This is a genomic window from Salmonella sp. 32031103-2018-00083-FB-01-SM-01 (assembly GCF_017571995.1).
Classification (GTDB): domain Bacteria; phylum Pseudomonadota; class Gammaproteobacteria; order Enterobacterales; family Enterobacteriaceae; genus Salmonella; species Salmonella enterica.
The window spans coordinates 46,415-73,412 of the sequence record NZ_JAGEQL010000001.1 but is presented as its reverse complement, the minus strand read 5'-3'; the positions used below and the strand labels follow the sequence as shown (position 1 = coordinate 73,412).

At 53.5% G+C, this 26,998-nt stretch carries 20 protein-coding genes; 6 read left to right on the top strand and 14 right to left on the bottom strand.

Translation table 11 applies throughout. The annotated features are described in order from the left end of the window. Window positions 1-22 precede the first annotated feature (22 nt). Window positions 23-1,132 carry a YcbX family protein gene (locus tag J4614_RS00280; protein WP_000224062.1) on the top strand — a complete coding sequence of 370 codons (1,110 nt, stop codon included), beginning with the start codon at window positions 23-25 and terminating at the stop codon, window positions 1,130-1,132. Here the strand turns inward: J4614_RS00280 and zapC are convergent. The 3 genes from zapC to pepN form a co-directional block, all read right to left on the bottom strand. Further along, window positions 1,129-1,671 carry a cell division protein ZapC gene (gene zapC, locus J4614_RS00275; RefSeq protein WP_001220671.1) on the bottom strand — a complete coding sequence of 181 codons (543 nt, stop codon included), beginning with the start codon at window positions 1,669-1,671 and terminating at the stop codon, window positions 1,129-1,131. The genes J4614_RS00280 and zapC overlap by 4 nt on opposite strands. 165 nt (window positions 1,672-1,836) lie before the next feature. Next, complete coding sequence (gene pyrD, locus J4614_RS00270; RefSeq protein WP_000291723.1) at window positions 1,837-2,847, bottom strand: quinone-dependent dihydroorotate dehydrogenase; 1,011 nt, start codon at window positions 2,845-2,847, stop codon at window positions 1,837-1,839. 207 nt (window positions 2,848-3,054) lie between these two features. Further along, window positions 3,055-5,667, bottom strand: a complete 2,613-nt coding sequence (pepN, locus tag J4614_RS00265) for an aminopeptidase N (RefSeq protein ID WP_023215054.1) — start codon at window positions 5,665-5,667, stop codon at window positions 3,055-3,057. Window positions 5,668-5,933: 266 nt separating this feature from the next. Between pepN and pncB the strand changes: the two genes are divergently transcribed. The 4 genes from pncB (at window position 5,934) to aspC (ending at window position 11,777) form a co-directional block, all read left to right on the top strand. Then, window positions 5,934-7,136: a nicotinate phosphoribosyltransferase gene (gene pncB, locus J4614_RS00260; RefSeq protein ID WP_079944631.1), complete on the top strand. Its 1,203-nt coding sequence runs from the start codon at window positions 5,934-5,936 to the stop codon at window positions 7,134-7,136. Window positions 7,137-7,304: 168 nt separating this feature from the next. Next, window positions 7,305-8,705, top strand: a complete 1,401-nt coding sequence (gene asnS / locus J4614_RS00255) for an asparagine--tRNA ligase (protein WP_000117867.1) — start codon at window positions 7,305-7,307, stop codon at window positions 8,703-8,705. Between the two features lie 605 nt (window positions 8,706-9,310). Further along, a complete protein-coding gene (gene ompF, locus J4614_RS00250) occupies window positions 9,311-10,402 on the top strand; it encodes a porin OmpF (RefSeq protein WP_000977709.1) in 1,092 nt (363 codons plus the stop codon). Between the two features lie 184 nt (window positions 10,403-10,586). Then, window positions 10,587-11,777, top strand: a complete 1,191-nt coding sequence (aspC, locus tag J4614_RS00245; RefSeq protein ID WP_000462653.1) for an aspartate transaminase — start codon at window positions 10,587-10,589, stop codon at window positions 11,775-11,777. 61 nt (window positions 11,778-11,838) lie between these two features. Here aspC and J4614_RS00240 read toward each other — a convergent pair whose 3' ends face one another. The 7 genes from J4614_RS00240 to cmoM form a co-directional block, all read right to left on the bottom strand. Next, on the bottom strand, window positions 11,839-12,486 hold the full coding sequence (locus J4614_RS00240; RefSeq protein WP_001109471.1) for an MBL fold metallo-hydrolase: 648 nt from the start codon (window positions 12,484-12,486) through the stop codon (window positions 11,839-11,841). Window positions 12,487-12,513: 27 nt separating this feature from the next. Next, window positions 12,514-13,062: a YcbK family protein gene (locus J4614_RS00235; RefSeq protein ID WP_000357052.1), complete on the bottom strand. Its 549-nt coding sequence runs from the start codon at window positions 13,060-13,062 to the stop codon at window positions 12,514-12,516. 260 nt (window positions 13,063-13,322) lie between these two features. Continuing rightward, entirely contained in the window at window positions 13,323-15,170 is a 1,848-nt protein-coding gene (gene ldtD / locus J4614_RS00230; RefSeq protein WP_023215057.1) for a L,D-transpeptidase, read from the bottom strand. A 344-nt stretch (window positions 15,171-15,514) separates the two neighbouring features. Beyond that, window positions 15,515-19,981, bottom strand: a complete 4,467-nt coding sequence (mukB, locus tag J4614_RS00225; RefSeq protein ID WP_023203506.1) for a chromosome partition protein MukB — start codon at window positions 19,979-19,981, stop codon at window positions 15,515-15,517. Next, complete coding sequence (mukE, locus tag J4614_RS00220; RefSeq protein ID WP_000060025.1) at window positions 19,981-20,685, bottom strand: chromosome partition protein MukE; 705 nt, start codon at window positions 20,683-20,685, stop codon at window positions 19,981-19,983. Before mukE ends, mukB begins: the two co-directional genes overlap by 1 nt. Beyond that, window positions 20,666-21,988 carry a chromosome partition protein MukF gene (gene mukF, locus J4614_RS00215; RefSeq protein WP_001288828.1) on the bottom strand — a complete coding sequence of 441 codons (1,323 nt, stop codon included), beginning with the start codon at window positions 21,986-21,988 and terminating at the stop codon, window positions 20,666-20,668. The genes mukE and mukF overlap by 20 nt, the downstream gene beginning before the upstream one ends. Next, complete coding sequence (cmoM, locus tag J4614_RS00210) at window positions 21,981-22,784, bottom strand: tRNA uridine 5-oxyacetic acid(34) methyltransferase CmoM (protein ID WP_001154025.1); 804 nt, start codon at window positions 22,782-22,784, stop codon at window positions 21,981-21,983. Before cmoM ends, mukF begins: the two co-directional genes overlap by 8 nt. Window positions 22,785-22,919: 135 nt before the next feature. Between cmoM and elyC the strand changes: the two genes are divergently transcribed. After that, window positions 22,920-23,696 carry an envelope biogenesis factor ElyC gene (elyC, locus tag J4614_RS00205; RefSeq protein WP_000899567.1) on the top strand — a complete coding sequence of 259 codons (777 nt, stop codon included), beginning with the start codon at window positions 22,920-22,922 and terminating at the stop codon, window positions 23,694-23,696. Here the strand turns inward: elyC and J4614_RS00200 are convergent. The 4 genes from J4614_RS00200 to J4614_RS00185 all read right to left on the bottom strand — a co-directional run bounded on the left by J4614_RS00200 (window position 23,676) and on the right by J4614_RS00185 (window position 26,989). Beyond that, window positions 23,676-24,569 carry a YcbJ family phosphotransferase gene (locus tag J4614_RS00200; protein WP_000436893.1) on the bottom strand — a complete coding sequence of 298 codons (894 nt, stop codon included), beginning with the start codon at window positions 24,567-24,569 and terminating at the stop codon, window positions 23,676-23,678. The two genes, elyC and J4614_RS00200, sit on opposite strands and share 21 nt — an antisense overlap. 210 nt (window positions 24,570-24,779) lie before the next feature. Beyond that, complete coding sequence (kdsB, locus tag J4614_RS00195; RefSeq protein ID WP_000011576.1) at window positions 24,780-25,526, bottom strand: 3-deoxy-manno-octulosonate cytidylyltransferase; 747 nt, start codon at window positions 25,524-25,526, stop codon at window positions 24,780-24,782. After that, a complete protein-coding gene (ycaR, locus tag J4614_RS00190; protein WP_000350056.1) occupies window positions 25,523-25,705 on the bottom strand; it encodes a protein YcaR in 183 nt (60 codons plus the stop codon). Before ycaR ends, kdsB begins: the two co-directional genes overlap by 4 nt. A gap of 51 nt (window positions 25,706-25,756) precedes the next feature. Beyond that, entirely contained in the window at window positions 25,757-26,989 is a 1,233-nt protein-coding gene (locus J4614_RS00185; protein WP_208293020.1) for a winged helix-turn-helix domain-containing protein, read from the bottom strand. Window positions 26,990-26,998 lie beyond the last annotated feature (9 nt).

The window sequence follows — 26,998 nt, the reverse complement described above, 5'->3', positions numbered from 1 at the left end:
TTTTCATTTGAGGGACTGTACGGTGGCGACGTTATCACGGCTCTTTATTCATCCGGTCAAATCCATGCGCGGCATTGGTCTGACTCATGCGCTGGCAGATATCAGCGGTCTGGCTTTTGATCGCATCTTCATGATAACCGAGCCTGACGGCACATTTATTACCGCCCGCCAGTTTCCACAAATGGTACGTTTTACCCCTTCTCCCTTACACGACGGCCTCCATTTGACCGCGCCAGACGGCAGTAGCGCGCTGGTTCGCTTTACGGATTTCACCCCGCAGGATGCGCCGACCGAGGTCTGGGGAAACCATTTTACCGCTCGCGTCGCCCCGACGGCGATTAATCAATGGTTGAGCGGCTTTTTCTCCCGCGATGTCCAGTTGCGCTGGGTTGGGCCGCAGTTGACGCGCCGGGTCAAACGACATAACGCGGTGCCGCTGGGATTTGCCGATGGCTACCCGTATTTATTGACCAACGAAGCCTCGCTGCGCGATCTGCAACAGCGTTGTCCAGCAGGCGTACAAATGGAACAATTCCGCCCAAACTTAGTGGTTTCCGGCGTAGCGGCCTGGGAGGAAGATAGCTGGAAAGTGCTTCGCATTGGCGATGTGATTTTTGACGTCGTGAAGCCCTGTAGCCGCTGTATTTTTACAACCGTCAGCCCTGAAAAGGGGCAAAAACATCCTTCCGGAGAACCGCTGGCGACACTGCAAGCTTTTCGTACCGCCCAGGACAATGGCGATGTGGATTTCGGTCAGAATCTGATTGCCCGCAATAGCGGCGTCATTCGCGTCGGCGATGAAGTGGAGATTCTGGCGACAGCCCCGGCAAAAGCTTATGGCGCCACAACGGTCGACGACAGCGTTACGCCAGATAAACACCCGGACGCGAGTGTAACCATCGACTGGCAGGGGCAAACCTTCTGTGGGAATAATCAACAGGTACTACTGGAACAGTTGGAGAATCAGGGAATTCGTATTCCGTATTCTTGCCGGGCAGGTATCTGTGGTTGCTGCCGGATACGTTTGCTGGAAGGCGAAGTAAGTCCGCTGAAAAAATCGGCTATGGGTGACGATGGTACGATTCTGAGCTGTAGCTGCGTGCCTAAGACCGCGTTACGACTGGAAAATTAAACCGCTTGTTCAAGGCTGAAACTGTGACAGTGAACCTGCGGTTTCAGCCTGTCGTTCATAATTTTAATCGCATCGCCAAGCTGCATGGTTCGGCCTGCTATCACCACGCCCGGCTGGGCCAGCAGACACAACGCGGCATTTTCTCCCGGCTCAACGACCAGCAAATTAACCTGTTCCGCCGTATCGCTTAACCAGACGCTTGCGGCATCGCCCGTTCCCGGGGTCCACATTTCGCCATGCGCCACAAAATGCCAGCTTTTTGGCATCTGCGGTTTGAGATAGCGAATCGCCACCAGCGCATTCAACACCAGCTCCGCGCGTTGCTCTTTAGTTAATTCGAAATCCCGGCATTTTTCTTCAAAGGAAAAATAGAGCGCGGCATCATCCACACAAAAACCGGTCGGGCAAAACGCGTCCGGCGTAAGCATTTTACGAGAGAAGCGCGAGCGAAAAAGCATACCATTGGCGAGATCGAGCATCATACGATCGTGCTCTTCATCATAATACCAGCGCCAGTTATCGTCAGGTTTAATTCGCATTACCTCTCTCCCGCTTTTAAGCAACTCGTAACAGCATTGTCCTTTCGCCGCTTCGTTTATTACCCCAATAATAAAAGCCTAAAATGTCTAAATAAGCAACAGTGGAGAAATATAAAACAACCAGCGCCGGAAATAAAGCCCTGGTTGTCTGATAAAGGGTAAAGTTTAGATGTGCGTTACGATTTCTTTAATCAATGGCGGGCCTTTAAAAATAAAGCCGGAATAAATTTGTACCAGCGTAGCTCCTGCCGCTATCTTCTCGCGCGCGGCGATAACTGAGTCAATGCCGCCGACGCCGATAATAGGCAATTGTCCTTTTAACTCCTGGGATAAACGGCGAATAATTTCTGTGCTTTTTAATTGTAATGGCCGGCCACTTAATCCCCCCGTTTGCTGGCAATTTTTCATTCCTTGTACCAGAGAACGATCGAGGGTGGTATTTGTCGCAATCACCCCATCAATATTATGACGAAGCAGGCTATCGGCAACCTGGATCAATTCTTCTTCACAAAGATCCGGCGCGATCTTTACTGCCACCGGCACATATTTATGGTGGATCGCCTGAAGATCGTTTTGCTTATTTTTAATGGCAGTTAACAGATCGTCCAGCGCATCGCCATACTGGAGCGTACGTAGCCCTGGCGTATTCGGCGAAGAAATATTAATGGCGATATAACCCGCATAAGCATAGACTTTTTCCATACAAATCAGGTAGTCATCTTTGCCATTTTCGACAGGCGTATCTTTATTTTTACCGATGTTAATTCCCAGAATACCATCAAAATGGGCTTTTTTAACATTCTCGACCAGGTTATCGACGCCCAGATTATTAAAGCCCATCCGATTGATCAGACCTTCAGCATCCACCAGACGAAAAAGACGCGGCTTATCGTTACCCGGCTGTGGGCGCGGCGTCACGGTGCCGATTTCCAGGGAGCCAAACCCCATCGCGCCTAACGCGTCGATGCACTCCCCGTCTTTATCCAGACCGGCAGCCAGCCCCAGTGGATTTTTAAAGGTAAGTCCCATGCAGGTAACCGGCTTTGTCGGTACTTTCTGGCGCACCAGCGCTTCCAGCGGCGTACCTGTAATGCGGCGTAATTGTTGAAATGTAAATTCATGAGCGCGCTCTGGATCGAGCTGGAAAAGGGCTTTACGAACGAAGGGATAGTACATGAACTCTCCTGGATTCCCGGTGTGCAAACCGGGGGCGTATTATGGGCGATAACAAAGCAAAAGGGAATTGACCTACGGCAATAAATAGCAATCGTTTTCCTTCATTCTCACTTCACGTTTCGCCAGCGAGCGTCATCGTCCGGCAAAAAAATGCCCGGCAGCGCTAACGCTTACCGGGCATGTCTTACCTCTTTATAGCAGATACTGTCAGGCTAACGCTTTAGTTATCTTCTCGTACAGATCGCCGGAAAGATTCTCCAGTCCTTTTAACTGCTCCAGCGCCGCGCGCATTTTCTCCTGACGCTTATCATCATAACGTTTCAGACGAATCAGCGGTTCAATGAGGCGAGATGCTACCTGCGGGTTACGGCTATTCAGATCGGTCAGCATCTCGACCAGGAACTGGTATCCGCTACCGTCTTGCGCATGGAACGCCGCCGGGTTGCTGCCAGCAAATGCGCCAATTAATGAACGGATGCGGTTCGGGTTGCTCATACTGAAAGAACGGTGTTTGAGCAGGCCGCGTACGGTTTCCAGTACATTTTCCGCCGGGCTTGTGGATTGCAGGATAAACCATTTATCCATCACCAGGCCGTCCTGATGCCACTTATCGTCATACTCCTGCATCAGCATATCGCGGCACGGCAACTGCGCCGCCACCGCAGCAGACAGGGCCGCCAGCGCATCGGTCATATTATTGGCGTCGCGATACTGTTTGCTGACCAGCGTATTAGCCAGCTCCGTCTCACCAAACGCCAGGAAGCGCAGGCAAGCATTGCGCAGCGTGCGCTTACCGATATCGCCGTGATCAACACGATACTCATCCAGATGATTGGCGTTATAGATAGCCAGGAACTCATCCGCCAGTTCTGCCGCCAGCGTACGCGTTAGCGCTTCACGAACTTGCGCAATGGCGATCGGGTCAATGACCTCAAACAGCTCCGCAATTTCATTGGCCGAAGGCAGCGTTAAAATTTCTGCGGCCAACGCCGGATCGATTTTCTCATCCAACAGTACTGCACGGAACGCATCAGCGACATGCACCGGAAGCGATAGCGGTTGCCCCTGCTGATGACGCGCCACATTCAGTTTAATGTATGTGGCCAGCAGGCTTTGCGCCGCATCCCAACGGGAGAAATCATTGCGCGCATGGCGCATCAGGAACGTCAACTGCTGATCGCTCCATTTATATTCCAGTTTCACCGGCGCTGAAAACTCGCACAGCAAGGCCGGAACAGGCTGGAAGTAGACATTATCGAAGGTAAATGTCTGCTCCGCCTGCGTGACGTTCAGCACGGCATTGACCGGGTGACCGCCTTTTTGCAACGGAATGACGTTGCCTTCGTTATCGTACAGTTCAATGGCGAATGGAATATGCAGCGGCTGCTTCTCCGCCTGATCCGCCGTCGCCGGAGTACGCTGGCTGATGGTCAACGTGTACTGCTCGGTTTCCGGATTATAATCATCTTTTACCGTTACAATCGGCGTGCCGGACTGACTGTACCAGCGGCGGAAATGGGACAAATCGACATTAGAAGCATCTTCCATCGCCTGTACGAAGTCATCACACGTCGCGGCGCTGCCGTCATGGCGCTCAAAATAAAGCTGCATCCCCTTCTGGAAATTTTCCTCACCCAGCAACGTGTGGATCATGCGAATGACTTCCGCACCCTTTTCATAAACGGTGAGGGTGTAGAAGTTATTCATTTCGATTACTTTATCCGGGCGGATAGGATGCGCCATCGGGCTGGCGTCTTCCGCGAATTGTAAACCGCGCATGGTACGCACGTTACTGATGCGGTTCACCGCGCGTGACCCCAAATCAGAGCTAAACTCCTGATCGCGGAACACGGTTAGCCCCTCTTTCAGGCTCAACTGGAACCAGTCGCGGCAGGTGACGCGGTTGCCGGTCCAGTTGTGGAAATACTCATGACCTATCACGCGCTCAATATCGAGATAATCTTTATCCGTCGCGGTATCGGTTCGCGCCAGCACGTATTTGGAGTTAAAGATATTGAGACCTTTATTCTCCATCGCGCCCATATTAAAGAAATCCACCGCGACAATCATATAGATGTCGAGGTCATATTCGAGCCCAAAACGCGTTTCATCCCATTTCATGGAATTTTTCAGCGAGGTCATTGCCCACGGCGCGCGATCCAGATTGCCACGGTCAACGTACAGTTCTAACGCGACTTCACGCCCGGAGCGGGTGGTAAAGGTATCGCGCAGCACGTCAAAATCACCGGCCACCAGCGCAAACAGATAACACGGTTTCGGGAACGGATCTTGCCACTGAACCCAGTGACGGCCATTCTCCAGTTCGCCCTGCGCAACACGGTTGCCATTGGAGAGCAGGAAGGGATATTTGCTTTTATCGGCAATAATTTTGGTGGTAAATCGCGCCAGTACGTCCGGGCGGTCAAGATACCAGGTAATATGGCGGAAGCCCTCCGCTTCACACTGGGTACAGAGCGCATCGCCGGACTGGTACAATCCTTCCAGCGCCGTATTCGCCGCCGGACTTACCTCGTTGACAATGCGTAACGTAAAACGCTCTGGCAGGTCGCTGATGATAAGCGCGCCCTCTTCTTCTTTATATGCTGTCCACGGCGCATCGTTGACGTGGATAGATACCAGCGTTAAATCTTCCCCATCAAGGCGAAGAGGCGCATCAGGCGCGCCATGACGAACAGCCCGGCTTATTGCGGTGACCACGGTTTTTTCGGCATCGAGGTCAAAGGTCAAGTCAATATCAGTAATCTGGTAATCCGGCGCGCGATAGTCATGGCGGTATTTGGCTTGTGGCTGTTGTGTCATAAAAAACCTTTCGCATCTTTGTGTAGAGTGTCGACTCCAGTCTATTCCTGTTGCGCAAATCGCGCTACGCAGAATGTTCATCTTTTCAGGCACAAACGGCCTATTTGCTACATTTTTATAACATGGGGCACGAAATGCGCTCGACCCTAAAGACAGCTTATGGTGTGATCGGGGTTCAATAAATCGCTAAACAAGGTATACTCCAGCGGTTTTCTTAGTTGTTTATTGTACTAAACGCTCCCGTGAGAGGACGCAACAGCGCACCTATGACACAATTCGCTTCTCCTGTTCTGCACTCGTTGCTGGATACAGATGCTTATAAGTTGCATATGCAGCAAGCCGTTTTTCACCACTACTATGATGTGCAGGTAGCGGCTGAGTTTCGTTGCCGTGGCGACGACCTGCTGGGTATTTATGCCGATGCTATTCGCGAGCAGGTGGACGCGATGCAGCACCTGCGCCTCCAGGAGGACGAGTTCCAGTGGCTCTCCGGCCTGCCCTTTTTTAAACCGGATTATCTGAACTGGTTACGCGAGTTTCGCTATAACCCAGCTCAAGTCTGTGTCACCAACGATAACGGCAAGCTGAATATTCGCTTAACCGGCCCGTGGCGTGAAGTCATTATGTGGGAAGTGCCGCTGCTGGCCGTGATCAGTGAGCTGGTTCATCACTACCGCTCGCCAAACGCGGACGTTGATCAGGCGCTCGACGCGCTGGAAAGTAAGCTGGTTGATTTCACTGCGTTAACCGCCAATCTCGATATGTCCCGCTTCCACCTGATGGACTTCGGCACCCGCCGCCGTTTCTCTCGTGAAGTGCAGCAGGCGATAGTTAAACGTCTCCAGCAGGAGTCATGGTTCGTCGGCACCAGCAACTATGATCTCGCGCGTCGCCTGGCGCTGACGCCGATGGGCACTCAGGCGCACGAATGGTTCCAGGCGCATCAACAAATCAGTCCGGACCTGGCGACCAGCCAGCGTGCCGCGTTGGCCGCCTGGCTTAACGAATATCCGGACCAGCTTGGTATCGCCTTGACAGATTGCATTACAATGGATGCGTTTTTACGCGATTTCGGCATTGAATTCGCCAGCCGTTATCAGGGGTTACGCCACGACTCAGGAGACCCTGTCGCATGGGGCGAAAAGGCGATTGCCCATTATGAAAAGCTGGGGATTGATCCGCTGACAAAAACGCTGGTCTTTTCAGATAACCTTGATCTGCAAAAGGCGGTCGAGCTCTATCGCCATTTCGCCTCTCGCGTGCAGTTAAGCTTCGGCATCGGTACCCGCCTGACCTGCGATATCCCTCAGGTAAAACCGCTCAATATTGTGATTAAACTCGTGGAATGTAACGGAAAGCCGGTGGCTAAACTTTCCGACAGCCCCGGTAAAACGATCTGTCATGATAAAGCGTTTGTGCGCGCGCTGCGTAAAGCGTTCGATCTCCCGCAAATCCGCAAAGCCAGTTAATTCTTTCCAGGGAGCCTGCCTGGGCTCCTTTTTCTGGTTTATTTCCGAAATCTTTCACTTCAGCTGCGATTTCTACTTGTCTGATTGCAGATGCCAGGTAACATAGGAATACCCCCATTTCGGGTGGACAAGTGTTTATTTTTTCCGACTATTAACAGAGAGAATATTATGAGCGTTGTGCCTGTAGCCGACGTACTCCAGGGCCGCGTAGCCGTTGACCAAGAAGTCACCGTGCGCGGATGGGTGCGTACCCGCCGAGATTCAAAAGCTGGCATCTCCTTCCTCGCCGTTTATGACGGCTCCTGCTTTGATCCTGTACAGGCTGTCATTAATAATTCTCTGCCCAATTATAATGAAGAAGTATTACACCTGACGACAGGCTGCTCCGTGGTAGTAACAGGTAAGGTTGTCGCGTCGCCGGGACAGGGGCAAAGTTTCGAAATCCAGGCCACCAAAGTAGAAGTCGCAGGCTGGGTGGAAGATCCGGATACCTATCCGATGGCGGCAAAACGCCATAGCATTGAGTATCTGCGTGAGGTCGCGCATCTGCGCCCGCGCACCAACCTGATTGGCGCGGTAGCGCGCGTCCGCCATACTCTGGCGCAGGCGCTGCATCGCTTCTTCGATGAGCAGGGTTTCTTTTGGGTCTCCACCCCTCTGATTACCGCTTCCGATACCGAAGGCGCTGGCGAAATGTTCCGCGTCTCAACGTTGGATCTGGAAAACCTGCCGCGTAACGACCAGGGCAGAGTAGATTTTGACAAAGACTTTTTTGGCAAAGAATCATTCCTGACCGTCTCCGGCCAGCTCAACGGTGAAACGTATGCCTGTGCGCTGTCCAAAATCTATACTTTTGGGCCGACCTTCCGCGCGGAAAATTCCAACACCAGCCGCCACCTGGCGGAGTTCTGGATGCTGGAGCCGGAAGTGGCGTTCGCCGATCTGGAAGACAACGCCCGTCTGGCGGAAGCCATGCTGAAATATGTCTTCAAGGCGGTTCTGGAAGAGCGTGCGGATGATATGAAGTTCTTTGCCGAACGCGTGGATAAAGACGCTATCGCTCGTCTGGAGCGTTTTGTCTCTACCGACTTCGCTCAGGTGGATTACACCGATGCGGTCGCCATTCTGGAACGCTGTGGTAAGACATTTGAAAACCCGGTGTTCTGGGGCGTCGACCTTTCTTCCGAACACGAACGTTATCTGGCGGAAGAGCATTTCAAAGCGCCGGTAGTGGTGAAAAACTATCCGAAGGAAATTAAAGCATTTTACATGCGCCTTAACGAAGATGGCAAAACCGTGGCGGCCATGGATGTGCTGGCGCCGGGAATCGGCGAAATCATCGGTGGTTCCCAGCGTGAAGAGCGTCTGGATGTGCTGGATGCCCGTATGGCCGAAATGGGGCTGAATAAAGAGGATTACTGGTGGTATCGCGACTTGCGTCGCTACGGTACTGTACCGCATTCCGGCTTTGGCCTGGGCTTTGAACGCCTTATCGCTTACGTCACGGGTGTGCAAAACGTGCGCGATGTTATTCCGTTCCCACGGACCCCACGCAACGCCAGCTTCTGATTTTTACGTCACACTCAAGGCCAGCTATGCTGGCCTTTTTTTCGCCTGAATGTCAGTTTTATTATCAATAAGTAAATAAATTTAATTACAACCCTCTGAATTACCACATCTTGTTACTGTATATTTCACGAAAATATTTACACATAAAAATTAATCCTTAATTTTATTGCGGATTAGATTTTTCTGTTCTAATAGCACAATTTTTAACCACAATTTCAGACATCAAGACTTCCAAATGGCTATTTTTATGAAATAGCTCGCCTGCTGCTTTTTCAGACACAACGGTTCTACAAGCCAATAATTGCAATAAAATCATAGTGATAAAAGAAAAACGATCAAATCAAAGCGAGAACTCAGGGGAAGTTTGACGTTGTTCACAAAGTTCCGCGAAAATAACATTTGTTTACATATTTTTTCCTTTTGAAACTAAATTTTTATATTTGTAGCACTTTCACGGTAGCGAAACGTTAGTTTGAATGGAAAGATGCCTGTCAGACACATAAAGACACCAAACTCTCATCAATATTTCTGTAAAGTTTTATTGACGGAATTTATTGACGGCAGTGGCAGGTGTCATATAAAAAAACCAATGAGGGTAATAAATAATGATGAAGCGCAAAATCCTGGCAGCGGTGATCCCTGCCCTGCTGGCTGCTGCAACCGCAAACGCAGCAGAAATTTATAATAAAGATGGTAATAAGCTGGATCTGTACGGTAAAGCCGTGGGTCGTCACGTATGGACAACGACCGGCGATAGCAAAAATGCCGACCAGACTTATGCCCAGATTGGTTTTAAAGGGGAAACGCAGATTAACACCGATCTGACCGGTTTCGGTCAGTGGGAATACCGTACTAAAGCAGACCGCGCTGAAGGCGAACAGCAGAACTCGAATCTGGTCCGTCTGGCTTTCGCGGGTTTGAAATACGCGGAAGTGGGTTCAATCGATTATGGTCGTAACTACGGTATCGTTTACGATGTTGAATCCTATACCGATATGGCCCCCTACTTCTCCGGCGAAACCTGGGGCGGCGCCTATACCGATAACTACATGACCAGCCGTGCTGGCGGTTTGTTGACCTATCGTAACTCTGACTTCTTTGGTCTGGTGGACGGTCTCTCTTTCGGTATCCAGTATCAGGGTAAAAATCAGGACAACCACAGCATTAACTCTCAGAATGGCGATGGCGTAGGTTACACCATGGCATATGAGTTCGACGGCTTTGGCGTCACCGCAGCGTACAGCAACAGCAAGCGTACTAACGATCAGCAGGATCGCGATGGTAATGGCGATCGCGCAGAGTCATGGGCCGTTGGCGCGAAATATGATGCAAACAACGTCTACCTGGCTGCCGTATATGCTGAAACCCGCAATATGAGCATTGTTGAAAATACGGTTACCGATACCGTGGAAATGGCAAACAAAACGCAGAACCTGGAAGTGGTCGCTCAGTACCAGTTTGACTTCGGCCTGCGTCCGGCAATCTCGTATGTGCAGAGTAAAGGTAAGCAGTTGAACGGCGCCGACGGCTCGGCCGATCTGGCGAAATATATTCAGGCGGGCGCGACTTACTACTTCAACAAAAACATGAACGTATGGGTTGACTACCGTTTCAACCTGCTGGACGAAAACGACTACAGCTCCAGCTACGTTGGCACCGACGATCAGGCGGCTGTCGGTATTACTTACCAGTTCTGATCAGCAGACCCCTTTGTTTTATGCCTCAAAAACAGGACTTCGGTCCTGTTTTTTTATCTCTCTTAGAGAAAATGTGCGTCTTTCAAAAACAGGCGGGCTTTTTAGCGCTAACGGTTGGCATTTTGTAAATCTGCCGTTAACCTGATAGCGGATTTCCCTTCTGTAACTATAATGGAACCTCGTCATGTTTGAGAACATAACCGCCGCTCCTGCCGACCCGATTTTGGGCCTGGCCGATCTGTTTCGCGCCGATGACCGTCCAGGGAAAATTAACCTTGGCATTGGCGTATATAAAGATGAAACCGGCAAAACACCGGTGCTCACCAGCGTTAAAAAAGCCGAGCAGTATTTACTGGAAAATGAAACGACGAAAAACTATCTCGGCATTGACGGGATTCCGGAATTTGCTCGCTGCACTCAGGAACTGCTGTTCGGCAAAGGCAGCGCGCTGATTAACGATAAGCGCGCACGCACGGCGCAAACGCCGGGCGGTACCGGCGCGTTACGCATTGCCGCCGACTTTTTGGCAAAAAATACTCCGGTAAAACGGGTGTGGGTGAGCAACCCCAGCTGGCCGAACCACAAAAGCGTGTTTAACGCTGCCGGCCTGGAAGTTCGGGAGTACGCTTACTACGATGCGGAAAATCACACGCTGGATTTTGAAGCGTTACAAGCCAGCCTGAGCGAAGCTCAGGCCGGCGATGTGGTTCTGTTCCACGGTTGCTGTCATAACCCAACCGGCATTGACCCTACTCTGGAACAGTGGCAGGTTCTGGCTGAGCTTTCCGTTGAAAAAGGGTGGCTGCCGCTATTCGATTTCGCTTACCAGGGCTTTGCCCGCGGCCTGGAAGAAGATGCGGAAGGTCTGCGCGCCTTTGCCGCGCTGCATAAAGAGCTCATTGTCGCCAGCTCCTACTCCAAAAACTTCGGCTTATATAATGAACGCGTCGGCGCCTGCACCCTCGTTGCCGCCGATGCGGAAACCGTGGATCGCGCTTTTAGCCAGATGAAATCCGCCATTCGCGCTAACTACTCCAACCCGCCAGCGCACGGCGCGTCCATCGTCGCGACTATCCTGAGTAATGACGCCCTGCGCGCGATCTGGGAACAGGAACTGACGGATATGCGCCAGCGTATTCAGCGTATGCGTCAACTGTTCGTGAATACCTTGCAGGAAAAAGGCGCGAACCGTGACTTCAGCTTTATTATCAAGCAGAACGGGATGTTCTCATTTAGCGGTCTGACCAAAGATCAGGTGCTGCGTCTGCGTGAAGAGTTTGGCGTTTATGCCGTGGCTTCTGGTCGCGTAAACGTGGCGGGCATGACCCCGGATAATATGGCGCCGCTGTGCGAAGCCATTGTCGCGGTACTGTAAAAAGCTGCCGACTGGCGTGACCGATAAAAAAGCCTGCACATTGCAGGCTTTTTCATTCTGCTTACCAGACCGGCATCTCATCTTGCAGGAAGGGATTATGCAGACGCTCGTACCCGAGCGTAGAGAGCGGGCCGTGGCCAGGAATAAAGGTCACATCATCGCCAAGCGGCAACAATTTACGCTTAATGGCGTCAATCAACTGGGTGTGATCGCCGCGAGGGAAATCGCTGCGCCCGACGCCACCTTTGAAAATCACATCGCCGGAGATCAGCAGTTGCGACTGTTCATCAAAGAAAACCACGTGTCCCGGCGTGTGTCCCGGACAATGTAACACCTGTAACGTCACATTCCCTACGCTGACGCGATCGCCGTCGTTCAACCAGCGATCAGGCGTCAGCGGCTGACACTCATCCAGACCAAACATGCGGCTTTGCGCCGGCAGCCCTTGCAGCCAGAACTCATCTTCTTTTTCCGGACCGATAACAGGAACGCCGTAATGCTGCGCCAGTTCACTCGCCGCGCCGACATGATCGAGATGCCCATGCGTGAGTAAAATTTGCATCAACGTCACGCCGCTGGCGTCCACTTCCTGTTTAATTTTTTCCGCGTCGCCGCCCGGATCGACCAGCGCCGCCAGCCGGGTTTGTTCGCACCAGATTAATGAACAGTTCTGGGAGAACGCGGTGACCGGAATAATACGATAGTTCATACTGCTCCTTTGATTAAGCCTCGCTGATTACCAGTGCCGCGCCGGCCCGGTATCAATATGCACAAAGTTACTACGTGGGTAATATCCTACACCACCTGCGCGCATAGATAACGCCGCTTTGCGAATATTGCTCAGCGCCACGCCCTCAATATGAAAATCCATCGCCTGCCCTTTTGTATGGTAGCTTTTTTTCGCTACGCCGCTGCTACGGGCGCGTAATTCATTATTGGTATCAAGAGAACGGTAGCCCGAGATGAGCTGCACAGGTTTACGCGTCCCTAACAGCCCCTGAAGTCGGTAAAGTTGGTCAAACAGGCGGGGATCGATTGATCGGACTTTATTCGCGCGATAGTCACGGAAAAAATGGTTTAACTTTGCTAATTCATCCTGAATATAGGCTCTTCCATCGAAAAACTCCGCCTTGATTGACTCTCCGGTATGGAGATTGTTTAACGTCAAAATGCGCGGGCGTGGGGTCGAGAGTGTGGCAAACGCTGGCGCGGGCAGGATGGCGGCGCCGAGAGCGACACCACCAAGCGCCAGCAGCTTGCGGCGATTAGCGTCAAATTTGTCCATGATAATCAGGTCTACAGGTCAATGTTATCGTTAATACACTTCTACCTTTAAGCAGACATGATACCGGCTGGCACAGACTTCTGAACGGCCCGGTCGACTTAAAGGTTGTTGTATATGCACTTCTGGCGCACGAAAGGCACCTTAACTGCCGATAAAGCCCGCGTCAAGATGGCCCTCCCCCAGCCACAACGGGGGGTCTACAGCGAAACGCCCCGTTGAAGCCAAACATTAGGACAACATATTTACCAGAACTTCTTCATTTACCTGATTAATTGTTCAACCTTTGGCACAATTTGTGCGCTGGATCGCGCTGTGAGATCGTAATTGTAAATATCTGTACGATATTGCATACGTCCATCTGCGCCGACAAACGCGGTCAGATAGTAAAGATTTACTGGAATGTTCTGCCGGATATTGACATACCGCGTGTCGCCTTGCTTCAGGGCGCCTGAGATCCGCGCATCGTTCCAGCCAGCATCCTGCAAGAGCATATTCGCCAGTTCAGAGGCCTTATTGACCCGCACGCAGCCGGAACTTAACGCCCTGGCGTCACGCTGAAAGAGATTATGGTTGGGCGTATCGTGCAGATAGATAGCATCTGAACTAGGCATATTAAATTTATAACGCCCCAGCGAATTGTGCGCGCCTGGCGCCTGCTGGAAACGGAACGGAAGATTCGATGGCGTAATGGTGGCCCAGTCAACCTGCCACGGATCGATCGCTTCTTTGCTGTTCCAGCCGCGCATCACGGTGTAGCCATGGCGCTCCAGATAGCCTGGGTCATTCCACACCTTCGGTAAAATGTCTTTACGCGCAAGCGTGGGCGGAACGTTCCACGGCGGGTTCACCACCACATTATTCAGCGCGCTGCTCATCATCGGCGTTTTACGGTCAGGACGCCCGACGATCACCCTCGAAGCCAGCACCTGGTTGCCATTCTGATAGTAGACCAGCGAATAAGCGGGAATGTTTACCATAATACCGGTAGAGAGTTCCGCCGGCAGCAGGCGTAAACGTTGGATATTCAGTGCCAGTACGCCTGCGCGTTGCGCGGGGGTCATATTAAGCCAGTTACGCGTCGCCGGGCCAATAACGCCATCCGCCCCCAGCCCTTGCCATGCCTGAAAACGCTTTACCGCCTCGACCAGTTCACGATCGTAGGCGCGTGCCGCCGGAGCCGACTTACTACGGCGGGCCGTTGGTTCGTCGACCGGCTGCGCCACCGATGTTTCGACTACCGCGGCGGAGGGGCTGACGACGGCGCTATCAGCAGTGTTATCGCCGGGTAAGGCTATCTTTGGACCGCCATCCAGCATCCCCGTACGCTGTAATATTTCGCGCAGCGCAGGCACATCGTTACTCCATTGCCCCGGGCGCAGCGTCGCGGTATTGGTCAACTGCGGCCACGGGCGAGAGTCCGCCACCAGCTTCAGCAGCGCGTCATGCATGGGCGCATACTGTGGATGCTGCGGCGCCAGGCTGGCGACAAACATCGGCAACTGCCCCTCTTCCAGCGCGATTTGCCACTGGTTAATCACCGAGACTGGCGGCGTCGCCAATGCGTAAGGTTTGTTGCTATATAACCAGCGCTGGCCTTTGACGGGGATATTCGCAATGAAATGGAGATAGCCCATCATGGCGTCTGACAACACAACATCGCGCGCCATACCGTTTACGGCGGGATCGGTCAACAATGCCACCCAGGCGGTAAACTGCGGCTGGAATCCGGCAATCGCCACCTCCGCCAACTGTTGCTGGAAGGCTTTCACCGCATCGCGATTATCCCACATGGGCTTCATGTCGCGCGCGGCATACAGCAATGTCAGCTGGCTCATATAGACCGGCGTATAGCCGGAAGGAAGCTGCGACTGTAAATCAGCCCGGACTTTCTCGGCTGAAACGCCCTCCGGCAGCGGCTGAATCCCGGCCATAATCGCCGTCGCGGCGGATTGCTTCTGCGGCCCAGCCTGATCCGTCGCGGCAACGGCGCTATCGCCAGGTATCATTTCAGGCTCATCGGCCTGCGCATTGAACAGTGGAGCGAATGTTACGGCCAGGCATAAACTGATTGCCGACAGACAACGACCACACATCTTATTAAGCAACATCCCTTGCCCCCTGTTTTCGTTATCATACTCCGCATGACTGTGCTGCCCGCAGCGCGGGTCAACCGCAACCAATGCTTTTGTTTAGTATGACGAGTCAGCCTGCTCACTCGTCAGGCTTAACTCCAGTATATAAAGTTCGTTACGTTTTTGCCTAACCTAATGTAAAGAAGTTTAAAGAAAATGCACTACCCGGAGAGATTTTTCAGATAAAGAAAAAGGCGGCTTTCGCCGCCCCAGGCTAATGATAAAGCAGAACTTGTTGCGCCGGATGGCAGCCTAACCGACTTATCCGGCCTTGCCTGATAAGCGAGGCGCCATCGAGCACTTCATTATTTCTGCCGTATTTAACTCGCTTCTGAAGGCGTATCTTCCGTCTGCGTACCGGGAAGCGTTTCCGGAAGCTGCGGCGCAAAGCCACGCAGCCCGACAACATGAACATGCTCAGTATTCTGAAACACTTTACGCACCAGCTTATAGGTCGTGCCCTTCTCCGGACTGATGTTTTCCGGCGCGGCGATGATGAGCTGCATCTGCAAACGTTCGCATAGTTCAAACAGCGTGGCGATAGAGCGCGCATCCAGACGCGCCGCTTCATCGAGGAACAGCAGGCGACATGGCGAAATATCTTTCCCGCGCAGTCTGCGCGCTTCGTCTTCCCAGCTTTGCACCACCATCACCAGAATTGACATCCCGGTCCCGATAGCTTCACCCGTGGATAGCGCGCCGGATTCCGCACGCAGCCAGCCGTCGGACCCACGGTTAACTTCAACTTCCATTTCCAGATAGTTACGGTAATCCAGCAGCTCCTCGCCGATGGTCTGCGGCGTGCGTTGCCCCATATCGATCTGCGGATTCAGGCGCTGGTACAGTTTCGCCAACGCTTCAGAGAAGGTCAGACGATTGCTGTTAAACAGATCCTGGTGCTGCTCCTGCTGTTCTGAAAGCACATCCAGCAAGGTGGCATGCGTTTCACGCACGTTGACGTTTAACCGCACGCTATTCACCTGGCCAAACGAGACGCTTTGCAAACCCTGGTTCAGCATACGAATACGGTTCTGCTCACGCTGGATAGTCTTGCGGATGATGTTTGCCACGCTGCGGGAACTGATCGCCAGCTTTTGCTCACGCGATGTTAGCTCTTCCGTCAGACGGCTCAGTTCAATCTCCATTTGTTCAATGGCTTCAACCGGATCGTCGGTACGAATAATATCCTGACGAATACGCTCGCGCAGATGCTGGTAAACGGCCACAAAGAACTGGATTTTACGCTCCGGGCGTTTCGGATCTTCCGACAGGCGCAATACGTCGCGCAGATGTTCGTTATCCGCGACGGCCAGGCGCAGCGCGCCCAACGCCTTATCCGACATGGAGCGCAGTTCATCCGCCGACAGATAAGCCAGCTCACGACGGTGCAGACGGCGTTCCACGCCATTGTCTTTCACCAACCGCATGACTGCGCACCAGCCGGCTTTCGCGGTCACGACCTGCTCGCGCATTTCATGATAATCACGCTCCAGCTTGCGCAGCTTACGGGTCAGGTTCTCCATCTCCGCTTCGCAGAAGGTGAGCGCTTTCTCAAGCTGATTGCGACGCGAACGGTTATTGCTCAACTGAGCGTGCAGTTCATCGCGACGCTGGCGAGCGCGCTCTTCCGCCCCGCTATCGGCGCGAACGCCAATATCCTGTAATTCGCGCTGCAAATCGTTAAGCAGCTCTTTTTTCGTGTCGTAAGAGCTTTTTAGCGAGGCCAGAACCTGGCTGTACTGACTTAACTGCGTGGCATGGCTGCGCAGCGCTTCGCGGGCGCGGGTACGCTCGGCTTCCGCCTGCTCCAGCCGCTGGCGCAGCTTTTCGTTGAGATCGCTGTTGCCGCTCAGCATTTCCGCCGAGTCGGAATAGCTGAAATGCGCCCGACGTTCGACGACTTCAGCCAGCGCAAAAGCCTGCTGGCGCGCGTCGCGCTGCATTTGCTGCGACCATGCATAGTCTTCTTTTAACTGCTCAAACTGTTCCGGATCGCTTTGCAGAACGGAAACCACCGGCTCCAGTTTGGCTAACTGGTTGCCATATTGCTGCACAAATCGCGCCGCTTCCTGCGCCTCATCCAACCGTTCCTGAATTTCATCGACCCGATCGGCCAGCGTTTCATCGGCCAATAAATTCAGCCGCGGCAGCAAACGGTTAAGCGCGGAAACGCCCTCTTTCGCCTGCTCAAACTGAAGGCGCTGCTGCTGGTTGTCGCTTTCATGCGTCGCCAGCGCGCGCTCCAGCTCGACGCGACGCCCGTTCAGTCGGCGAATTTCCGCTTCCGGATCGTCCTCAAAGGCGACGGAAAGGTGGCTACCGATAAAACGGCTGAACGCCTGGTGCAAACGCTGGGTTTTCTGCACGTCAAACGAGAGCGTGGCAAAGCGCTCGGAAAGCACTTCCCGTTCCGCATGGAGACTTTCAATACGGTTCTCGCGCGCCGCGCGGCCAAAAATAGGCAGCGACGGGAAACGCGAATAACGCCACTGACGGTCGGCAATTTTCACGACCACCGCCTTTTCCAGCTCGTCAACGCTGAATACGCTGTCATCAAAAGACTGCGGATCGCCTTCGATCAGGTACAGATCTTCCGGGCAGTCGGTCAGACCTTCAAGCTGTTCGGCTATTTGCGATAAATCCGGTACGACGATCGCATGGCGCGACGGGCCATACAGTGCGGAAAAGTACGGCGCATCTTCAAGGCTGACATCATCGTAGATTTCCGACAGCAGTACCCCGCCAAAACGCTCCGCCAGCGCATTCAAACGCTGGTCTTCCGCGCCGCCCGGCTGGCTTAAACGTTCGATCTCTTCATCAACCGCATTTTTACGCGCGCCCACTTCGTCGCGTTCGACAATGGCTTCGCGCTCACGCTCCAGTAGCTGTTGCAGGTATTCGGTCACTTCCTGGCTGGACGTAAACTCCTCGCCGCACTGTTCGCTAAGCTGGTTCAGGCTGTTTTGCGCCGCCAGCCAGACGGGCGCACGCCGCATCAGATGTTGAATACGCGACTGAAGCTGCTCCTGCTCCTGACGCAAGGCCATACGCTGTTCGCTGGCTGACGACACGCTCTCAGACAAGGACGCGATGCGGGCTTCCAGCTCCTGATGCAGCGCTTCCAGTTCGTCAATATCAAAATTTTTGCCCTGTCGCTTACAGAACTCCGCCAGCAGACGTTCCGCCTCTTGCTGCTCGCGCAGCCGCTGTTCCAGTTCGCTCAGACGCATCCGCAGCGGCTGTACCTGTTCCGCCAGATGACGCTGGTTCACGCCGTCCCGTAACAGCTCGCGCGCCACGTCCCAGGCTTCGCTACGCGCCAGCGGGCCGTTGATCGCCGCCACCAGCTGGTAAGCCTGCTCAAACTGGCTGTGCGCGGTTTGCGCCACGCTCATTTTTTGTTCCAACGACAGCAGTTTTTCCGTAGCTTCCTGCTCTTTTGCCTGGAAAGTATCCAGCCATTCGGCGGCGCTTTCCGGCGTTAGATCCGGCAGATGACAAAGTTCTTTAGCGCGGGCAAGCGCTGATATCGCCTGGTTATACTGAATCGCGCGCGTTTGCTGTACATCCAGCGCCTGCTGGTAATCCGCAAGCTGGCTTTTGAGTTCATCGACTTCCAGCTCGGCGGCTTCGGCACGCGCTTCATTTTCGTCCTGCATTTCGGCGGCTTCCGCCACCACTTCATTTTGCTCTTCGAGTCGAATCTGCAGCTCTTCAAGATCCGCTTCGTAGCGTTCAATTTTTTCCTGCTGGCGCAGCGCGGTTTGCACCAGATTCAGGTGATCGCTCGCCGCCTGGTAATCCGCTTCAAGAGAACCTTCGGCGCCGTTATGTTCGCCCAACTCACGGGCCATATCGACGTGCTTGTACTGCTCCGCCGCCAGTTGTTTGCGCGATGTGTACAGTTCGCGTCGAAACGCCAACGCCTGATCAAGGTGAACCCGACGCTCATTGGCGTGGCGCATATAATCCGCCGCCACATAATCGGTGGCTTCGCTGATCAAATGCTTAAACAGATCGCGATCGGATTGGGTAACACGAATCGCTTCCAGCGTGAGTCGGTTCTCGCGCAGCGCCGCCTCCATATCCTGGAACGCCTTGCGCACGCCGCTGTTTTCCGGCAATAAATAATCGCGTAGCGACCGGGTAATGGCGCTGGAGATCCCGCCGTACAGCGAGGCCTCTATCAAACGATAGAATTTACTACGATCGGAAGCGGAACGCAGACGACGGGCGATAATCCCTAAGTCAAACATCAGCGAATGATAATCGGTGATGGAGTTAAACTGCTTAAACTGCACGCCTTCCATCTCGTCAAGCTTGTCTTTCAGCTCAGCAAGCGACAGTACGCGCGCCTGACGTTCGTTTAATGTCTCCGTCACCAGTTGTGTCGGCTGTACCGACATCGGCAGCCCCTGGATAGCGAACGGTTTGATGTCCACTTTGCGATCGCGCCCAGCGACCTGCTGCAGACGCACGCCGACCACCACCCGCTGATGGCGGGAATTAATGGTGTCGAGCATGGAGTAACAGACGCCCGCCTTCAGCTTACCGTGCAGACCTTTATCGCGCGAACCGCTGGTGGCGCCGGCTTCCGTGGTGTTACGAAAGTGCAGTAATGTGAGATCCGGGATCAGCGCCGTGACGAACGCCGCCATCGTCGTGGATTTCCCGGCGCCGTTGCCCCCGGATAACGTCGTGACCAGTTCATCCAGGTCAAAAGTGCGGGCAAAAAAACCGTTCCAGTTAATCAGCGTTAGCGAGCGAAATTTACCGCGTTCAATCATTATTCTTCCTCTCCACTGTCCGGCTGACTCTCTTCGGTCTCATCATTAAGTTGCAGATGGTTTTCAATGGGCATCGCTTCCCCGTCGCGGATGAGACGACGCTGCGCCTCGCGAGGATCGTCGCCGGCGCGGACATCCGCGCCAAAGCGGAAGACCGATTCGGTAATGCGGAATTTGCTGCTGTCGTGGCCCATAAACCATACCATGCCCAAACGACGCAGGCGGTTCAAAGAAGAACGCACCTTTTCCTGCAGTTTCTGACGATCAACGTCAGATCCCGTCGAGCGGTTATTCACCAGCTTTAGCAGTTTGGCTTCGTCCGCAAGGGTAAGCAGCTCGTCGTACAACTCTTGCTGAGTAAAGATCCCTTCGTTGGCCAGACGCTCCGGGCTAAGATAGAGGTAGCAGAGAATTTTACCGACCATCATATCCAGTTCGGATAACACCGAGCGCGGGATAAGCGTGGTAGAACGCGGACGCAGGTAGAAGAACCCCTCCGGCGCGCGAATCAGCTCCACGTTATAACGCGCGTAAAACTCTTCCAGGTATTCCTGAAAATCCATCAGAAAGGCATGATTATCCAGTTCGTCCAGCCCGATGTGGCGGCCCGAACGTAATGCGCTATCCAGCGCCGGAAATAACGGATTCGCCAGCGCCTGCGCCAGCTTAACCGGCATCACTTGTTCAATATTTGTCAATGACATGCGCCTGTACCTTGGCTCCGTAATCATTAATCGGCTGCCATTTGGCTGGCAGTCCGGTGAAATCTGCTTGCGCTACGCCAAGACGTACCGCTTGATCGATAACAATACGCGCCACGTCGAAATGACGCGCGCGCGGGTATTGCGCCAGATACTCGCGCACCACCAGCCCAAGATCCAGTGGCGTTTGTCTGGTTTTGTAGATAGCCAGCTGTTCTTCAATGATGGCCGCTAACTGCTCGCGGATCTCGTTAAACTCTTCATATTCCAGATCCGGCGGCAACTCCCCGGTGACTTCATCGTCACGCAACGCCATCTCTTCATCGCGCATATCCAGCAGACGATCGGCATTCGCGTAGGTTAGCGCCCATGGATCGTCAAAATAAGTCTGTACGGACTGGCGCAACCGCTGGGCGAAGACACGGTTTTTATCCATATCGATCGCGGTACGGATAAATTTATGCACGTGACGATCGTAGCCGATCCATAAATCAATAGACTGCTGACCCCAACTGATAATGCGGTCAAGTTTACTTTGTAAGTCAAACACCAGCCTGTCGACAAAATGCAGATCATCGTGCGTCATCGTGGCATCCTGAATGCGCAGCAGGTTAGCCTGCAGCTTATCGCCCGCCGCCTCCAGCGTATCCTGCAACTCGCGCAGCGTACCAGACGTTTCGGAAAGCAGCAGTTCACAGCTGGAAATCGCCGCCCGCCAGTCTTTATTCAGCAGTTGTGCGATATCGTCTTTCACCTGCTGCTGCTGTTCATCCATGATGCGCTGGGTCAGATCGATACTGTCGAAAATCTCCGCCACCGAATATTTCAATGGCGCGTAAACGTTGCGATGCCAGTGGAACTCATCGCCACCCTCCGCTGCCGCATCCGCCGCGCGCTTCAATTCGCCGGCCACAATCGACAACTGCATAGAAAGACGCAGCGTAGAGAATTCGCGTTGACGAATGTAGTAATCGGTGATGCCAATCCCGAGCGGGGTTAATCGGTAAATCGCATTGCCTTCCGCCTGCTCGCTGGTAAAGCGGTTCAGCAGACGTTGACGCACCATATCGTTAATCGCGTTATTAGCGCGCACGCCGATGGTTTCGCTGGTTTGCTCAAACGCATCACTCACATGGCGGAATGCATCCACCAGCTCACCTTCACTCATCTCGCCGTCAAGGCGTTCGCCGTTCAACGTGGCGACCGCCAGCAGAAAGGAAAGTCTGTCTACCGGCAGCGAGATGGAAAAGTCGTTTTTTCTGGCCCAGGCAACCAGTTCGGGGACTGTCTGGGAAAATTCACTCATAGGTTATCCTTGCATCTGCGGCTAGCGCCGGGCTTTTAATCGCGGTGACATGAATGTAGCGCCCAAGGCTAATATACGGCTCCTGGCGGCAATAACGCGTTTCCAGTTCGACCAGGGTCTCATAACAGTCACGCTGCTGGTGTTTTTCACGCAGATAATCATGAAACACACGCACGCCGGTTTTACCGGTAATCTGCCAGCCAATCGCCTCCAGCCACTGGTACACCTGCGCGGGATCGCGCGGGTAGTCAGGCGACAGCGTGCGCTTCTTGCGTTTAGGCATCCCCGCCTGCACGTAGTCAAAATTACCCGCCACCATATTGTGCATCAGCAAACCGTTAGCGTTATAGAACATCAACGACAGCGCGCCGCCAGGGCGCAATACTGACCAGAGCGTTTCTAATACGCCGACAGGATCGGCTACCCACTCCAGCACAGCATGAAACAATATCAGATCAACCGGGCTTTCCAAATGCGAAGCGACGTCCTGAGCCGGGCATTGTATAAAATGCATGTCTTTGCTCACACCTTTTGCCTCGGCCGCCTGCCGCGCGCGGGCGATCATTTCGCCAGACAGATCGCATAACGTCACCTGATGGCCGCGTTCCGCCATCTTAATCGCCGTTTGCCCTTCGCCGCCGCCGGCATCCAGTACCCGCAGTTTTCGCCCGCCAATCTCCTCCAGCACGCGATCCAGGTCTTGCCACAGAATGGCTTGCCGTAGTTGTCCTTTGGTCGTGCCGTAAATGTTACGGGAAAACTTTTCAGCAATGTCATCAAAATTGCGATCCTGCATCGGACTCTCCACAGGCTGGCTTAGGCGTTATCTGATAAAACCGCTATTTTGTCACAGCCACGGCGAGAATGAACCTGTCTGGTGTAATATCATCGTTAATCCTCCGCTATATGGTTAAAAAAGGAACCAAAAAGGATGCTTTTTACGCTAAAGAAAGTGATTGGCGGTATGTTATTGCCGCTTCCGCTGATGTTGCTGATGATTGGCGTCGGCCTGGCGCTGGTCTGGTTTAGCCGCTTTCAGAAGACCGGAAAAGTATTTATCAGCGTAGGTTGGCTGGCGCTATTGCTATTAAGCCTGCAACCCGTCTCTGACCATTTGCTGCGCCCAATAGAAAACCGCTACCCTACCTGGCAGGGTCCGCAAAAGGTGGAATATATTGTGGTTCTCGGCGGCGGCTATACCTGGAACCCGCAGTGGGCGCCGAGCTCCAATTTAATTAACAATAGCTTACCGCGGCTGGCGGAAGGCATTCGGCTGTGGCGTGCGAATCCGGGAGCAAAGCTGATTTTTACCGGCGGCGTAGCAAAAACCAATACGGTAAGCACGGCGGAAGTCGGTGCGCGGGTGGCGCAGTCGCTGGGCGTACCGCGTAACGATATTATTACGCTGGATAAGCCAAAAGATACGGAAGAAGAAGCCGCCGCCGTTAAGCAGGCCATCGGCGACGCCCCTTTCCTGTTGGTAACCTCCGCCTCGCATTTGCCGCGTGCGATGATTTTCTTTCAGCATGCCGGGCTGAATCCGCTTCCCGCACCGGCGAATCAGTTGGCGATCGATTCGCCGCTCAATCCCTGGGAGCGGGCAATTCCGTCCCCGGTCTGGCTGATGCACAGCGATCGCGCTGGGTATGAAACATTAGGGCGACTTTGGCAATGGCTGAAAGGCATATCAGGCAAGCCAGGGGAGTAATGATTTCGCCGCCAGATCAAAATTGGTACGGTTAAAACGTCCGGTATTGACCAATTGCGCAACCTCGTCCCACAGCACATAGAGCCAACGCCGCCAGATGAATGACTCCGCCACTGGCGCGCGTTGCAGATAATGCCAAAGCAATCCCTCCGCCAATGGATTATCCATCAGGCGAAACAGTTCGAACTCTCTCGGCGCCCACAGCATCAGCCCGGGGCCGACCATCGCCAGAAGCTGATCGCTACGGGCGTCTTTAAGCATACTGCGCAGGCAGAAGTTGCCATGCACCAGTACGCAGTTGTCGTTAAACCCTTCAAATAACGAAGGAAGACATTCTCTGGTACGAAACAGAATGCGTTTGTCCTGCATCGTCAGGCCAGTATTGCTGAACTGATTTAGCGTCGTCCACAGCACCTCCACACGCTGACGATACCAGGAAGGCCAGATATTCTCCTGAGTATGGTCTACGGCGCCAACGCAACCGCGGCTATCCTGCCGATGCCAGGCTAACAGCCCTTCGACAATCTGATCTTTTAGCTGTTCCCAGCGTTCCGGAGTGCGCGCCGGCGCCTCGACCGGCACACCGCGCAGTCGTTCCAGTAGCAGCACATCCGGACCAGGATGCTCTTCATGCGTCAATACGCCATAGATTACCGGCATCCTCACCGTACCGCTACGCGCCAGCATTGAGGTTTTCCATGCCAGTTGCTGCGCAACGCCGGGAGTAGTAAAGCTTCGCGCCATCAGCGGCATCGGATTTCCCTGGCTGTCATATAATGACCACAATGCGGAATCCGCTTTCTCATTCACGCACTCTATACGGCTAAGTTTTTCACCCAACAAATGACTGAGTTCGGCCCGCAACTGTTCCATTCCAGATTACCCCCATTAGTGCTACTGCTTTAATAATGAGCGTCGTATGGACAGATGTCACCCGTATCAGATCAAGGGAAGAAAAGAAAAATGAGGAAAATCGTAACGGTACGAGAAAACCGCCACTGATGAGCAAACGTGAGTATTCATCTTTGCGCTATCATACCGCGCTGTTCATGACCGTCTAAGACGATCATGAACAGGATCATGTTAACGCATTTCAGCGCGCACGCGCTCCAGGTCGTCGGCGGTGTCTACGCCCGTGCCGGGCACCGCTTTGGCGACGGCGACATGAATTTTTTCGCCGTACCACAGCACACGGAGTTGCTCCAGCATTTCAATATGTTCCAGCGGGCTGGGTTGCCAGCTCACGTAACGGCGGATAAAACCCGCGCGATAGCCATAAATGCCCAGGTGACGAAGGCAAGTATCCCCTACCGTTTCCAGGCTTTTTGCAAAGCGGTCGCGATCCCAGGGAATCGTCGCCCGAGAAAAGTAAAGCGCATAGCCTTCGGCATCCAGCACAACTTTTACCGCATTCGGGTTAAACGCTTCTTCGGCGCTGTGAATCGGCACCGCCAGCGTCGCCATACCAACCTGGCGCTGCGCCAGATTTTCCGCAACCTGGCGAATAATAACCGCCGGGATCATCGGCTCATCGCCCTGAACGTTCACAATAACGGTATCGTCGCTGAATCCGCACTTCTCTACCACTTCCGCCAACCGTTCGGTGCCGGACTGGTGATCGGCGCGCGTCATGCACACTTCGCCGCCAGCCGCTTCTACCGCACGAGCCACGTCTTCATGATCGGTGGCGACAATAATGCGTTCCGCGCCAGATTCGCGCGCCCGCTCCAGGACATGAACAATCATGGGCTTACCATTAATATCCACTAATGGTTTGCCTGGCAGTCGAGTAGATGAAAAACGGGCCGGAATGATGACGACGAAACTCATGATTTACTCTCATCAGATGTCAGGGAGCGAGCTTCATTTTCCAGCAATACAGGAATGCCGTCGCGTAACGGGAAAGCGAGATTATCCAGTTTGCAAATTAATTCTTGCTTTTCCTGGTTATACCAGAGTTTGCCGTTACATACCGGGCAGGCGATGATTTCAAGCAGACGATGATCCATAGTTCCTCCAGATGGACCGGATTGTGAATCCTTCAATATTAACATAATCGGTTATGATGCAGGGTCTATTTCCCAGCCATGACGCATGGCGCTAAACAGGCCTGGCGGACATTGTCCCAGCGTCACGCGCGATGCCCGTTGCCAGGCAGCAAACGCGCTAATAGCCTGCCAGATTCCTTTTTGCAGACTAACGCCAGGGCGGATATCGTCCTCCAGATACAGCGAGATAACCTCAAGCACCCCCGTTTTACGGTGCATTTTGGCATCCATTCGCCCGACTAAACGGCCCTGGTATAATAGCGGCAGCACAAAATAACCGTACTGGCGCTTCGCCGCAGGCGTATAACATTCCAGCCGATAGTTAAATCCGAAAAGCTGCGCTGCCCGCTTGCGATCCCATACCACAGGATCGAAAGGCGACAGTACTGCGCTATGGGTCGCCTTTAAGGCGTTATTTAGCGCCGGTTCCAGCTGCGAAAGAAGATCGGCATGAAGCCACATCCGCCCCAACGTTTCCACCTCGACCGGAATAATCTGCTGCTGTTCCGCCCGGCTCTCCCGCCATCCCTTCAGGTCAGGACGTTTCAGGCGGTAGTAATCCGCCAGCCACTGTTCACGGAAAATCCCCAGACTGCGCGCGCTATTATCCAGCATCAGGCTTTCCGCCTGCGGCTGTGACAGTCCATCGCGTTCATCATCCCAGTGCGGCATCACACGGGGCGTTAAATCATATACACGTTGAAAATTACGCCGCTCAACAACCATGACTTTTCCGGCGGTAAATAAACCCTCAAGGTGGCGTTTATGTGGTTTCCATTCCCACCAGCCGCTGACGCCTTTCCGCGCATGTTCAAAATCGGCAGAACGCACCGGACCGTGCTCCTGAATATGCCGCACTAGCTGTTCTATTTCTTCCGCGTGCTCATGCATCCATGCCGCGCGATATTTCCAGCCCATCTTTTCCGGCGACAGCATACGATGGCGGATAAGTTTAAAGTCGCGGCGTGGTAAGAAACAGGCCTCATGCGCCCAGTATTCCATTAACTCGCCGCGTCGCAGCGCCTCATCCAGCCAGGCCTGCGGGTACGAACCGAGACGGCTAAACAGCACCAGATAGGGGCTACGTGCGACAACATTGATGGTATCAATTTGCAGCAACGCCATGCGTGAGATGGCGGCAAGAACATCGCCAGGCAGCGCGTTACGGCGCGGCTTTTTCAATAGCCCCTGCGCAGCAAGGTGAAGACAACGGGCCTGGGAAAGAGAAAGGTACGACAATGACATTCATGACTC

Bases quoted from the DNA above. Each gene is read 5' to 3' on its own strand.
- ycaR (WP_000350056.1), bottom strand. From the start codon at position 25,705: ATGGATCATCGTCTGCTTGAAATCATCGCCTGCCCGGTATGTAACGGC.
- J4614_RS00240 (WP_001109471.1), bottom strand. From the start codon at position 12,486: ATGAACTATCGTATTATTCCGGTCACCGCGTTCTCCCAGAACTGTTCA.
- mukE (WP_000060025.1), bottom strand. From the start codon at position 20,685: ATGTCATTGACAAATATTGAACAAGTGATGCCGGTTAAGCTGGCGCAG.
- ompF (WP_000977709.1), top strand. From the start codon at position 9,311: ATGATGAAGCGCAAAATCCTGGCAGCGGTGATCCCTGCCCTGCTGGCT.
- pyrD (WP_000291723.1), bottom strand. From the start codon at position 2,847: ATGTACTATCCCTTCGTTCGTAAAGCCCTTTTCCAGCTCGATCCAGAG.
- pncB (WP_079944631.1), top strand. From the start codon at position 5,934: ATGACACAATTCGCTTCTCCTGTTCTGCACTCGTTGCTGGATACAGAT.
- ldtD (WP_023215057.1), bottom strand. From the start codon at position 15,170: ATGTTGCTTAATAAGATGTGTGGTCGTTGTCTGTCGGCAATCAGTTTA.
- J4614_RS00200 (WP_000436893.1), bottom strand. From the start codon at position 24,569: ATGGAACAGTTGCGGGCCGAACTCAGTCATTTGTTGGGTGAAAAACTT.
- cmoM (WP_001154025.1), bottom strand. From the start codon at position 22,784: ATGCAGGATCGCAATTTTGATGACATTGCTGAAAAGTTTTCCCGTAAC.
- aspC (WP_000462653.1), top strand. From the start codon at position 10,587: ATGTTTGAGAACATAACCGCCGCTCCTGCCGACCCGATTTTGGGCCTG.
- J4614_RS00185 (WP_208293020.1), bottom strand. From the start codon at position 26,989: ATGTCATTGTCGTACCTTTCTCTTTCCCAGGCCCGTTGTCTTCACCTT.
- zapC (WP_001220671.1), bottom strand. From the start codon at position 1,671: ATGCGAATTAAACCTGACGATAACTGGCGCTGGTATTATGATGAAGAG.
- kdsB (WP_000011576.1), bottom strand. From the start codon at position 25,526: ATGAGTTTCGTCGTCATCATTCCGGCCCGTTTTTCATCTACTCGACTG.
- mukB (WP_023203506.1), bottom strand. From the start codon at position 19,981: ATGATTGAACGCGGTAAATTTCGCTCGCTAACGCTGATTAACTGGAAC.
- pepN (WP_023215054.1), bottom strand. From the start codon at position 5,667: ATGACACAACAGCCACAAGCCAAATACCGCCATGACTATCGCGCGCCG.
- J4614_RS00235 (WP_000357052.1), bottom strand. From the start codon at position 13,062: ATGGACAAATTTGACGCTAATCGCCGCAAGCTGCTGGCGCTTGGTGGT.
- mukF (WP_001288828.1), bottom strand. From the start codon at position 21,988: ATGAGTGAATTTTCCCAGACAGTCCCCGAACTGGTTGCCTGGGCCAGA.
- asnS (WP_000117867.1), top strand. From the start codon at position 7,305: ATGAGCGTTGTGCCTGTAGCCGACGTACTCCAGGGCCGCGTAGCCGTT.
- elyC (WP_000899567.1), top strand. From the start codon at position 22,920: ATGCTTTTTACGCTAAAGAAAGTGATTGGCGGTATGTTATTGCCGCTT.